This is a genomic window from Paenibacillus sp. LBL (assembly GCF_029893715.1).
Classification (GTDB): Bacteria; Bacillota; Bacilli; order Paenibacillales; family Paenibacillaceae; genus Paenibacillus_AQ; species Paenibacillus_AQ glucanolyticus.
On the sequence record NZ_JARXYU010000049.1, the window covers coordinates 1 to 1,287 of the forward strand.

General features: G+C 48.2%; 1 protein-coding gene. It reads left to right on the forward strand.

The genetic code is table 11. The features are described from left to right. The first annotated feature begins 95 nt into the window (after positions 1 to 95). A protein-coding gene (locus M2277_RS31595; protein WP_280756429.1) for an IS3 family transposase occupies positions 96 to 1,240 on the forward strand; the annotation gives its coding sequence in 2 pieces (ribosomal slippage) (positions 96 to 390 and positions 390 to 1,240; 1,146 coding nt in all). The last annotated feature ends 47 nt before the right edge of the window (positions 1,241 to 1,287 follow it).

Consider the following 1,287-nt stretch of genomic DNA (forward strand, 5'->3'; position numbering starts at 1 on the left):
GGGACTGACCCCATAGCGTGAGACAAATTAAAACACCTTCAAGAGAATGCAACCATGTCGTAAGATATGGAGACAACCTTGGAGGTGTTTTTGCGTTGGCAACAAGAGTTAGCTATCCGGTAGAAGTGAAGAAAAAAGCCATTGAAATGAGACTAGATGGCATTCCAGTGAAAGAAGTCATGGACCAACTGAACATACGAAATAAGACACAAGTAGAGACCTGGATGAGATGGTATCGCAGCGGCCAATGGAACCGGTTGGAGCAGCCTGTCGGTAAACAATACAGCTATGGTAAAGGGCCTGAATATACGTCAGAGCTGGAGAAGGTGCAGGCGGAAAATCGGTTTCTAAAGCAACAATTAGATCTGCTAAAAAAGTTCGCGGAAATGCAAAGGAGGTGTCGCCAAAGACTGTAGTAGAGTGGGTTGAGTCCGTTCGAGGGGAAGTCAGTGTGGCTCAAGCGTGTGCATGGATCGGGCTTTCTCGCTCCACTTACTATCGTTGGAAAGCCGCCTACGGGAGCCCATATAAAGATCACATGGTAGAGAAGATTCGTGAACTCTGTAGTCAGCATAAATTTCGTTACGGATATCGGAAGATCACGGCACTGCTTCGGATGGAGCACAAGATTAACCATAAACGCGTGCAGCGGATTATGCAGCGAGAGGGGCTCCAATGTCGTGTCAAAGTGAAGAAACGCAAACCTACAGGGCAGCCAACTTACATCGCAGAACACTTGTTAAAGCGTCAGTTTGAGGCCGATGCTCCCATGCAAAAACTCGTGACAGACATTACGTATTTGCCGTTTGGCGGAAAAACGTTATACCTGTCGAGCATCTTGGACTTGTTTAACGGAGAGATTGTGGCATACAGTATATCTGACAAGCAAGACACTGGGTTTGTCCTGGACACGCTGGATCAGCTGCCCACGCTGTCGGGCGCCATGCTCCATAGCGATCAGGGCAGCGTCTACACCTCTCAGGCTTATCAAGAAGCTGTAAAGGGAAAAGGCATTACCATGAGCATGTCCCGCAAGGGTACGCCCGCTGATAATGCCCCCATCGAATCGTTTCATTCCACGCTAAAGTCTGAAACGTTCTATCTCGAAGGTTTAACCTGTACGACGACGGCCATCGTCGAGCAGACCGTTCGAGACTACATAACATACTATAACTCAATTCGCATTCAAACAAAACTAAACAACCAGTCGCCGGTTCATTTCCGCCAACTGGCTGCTTAAACTTGCAAGGTGTTTTGATCCCTGTCTCACAAACGGGGGTCAGTCCC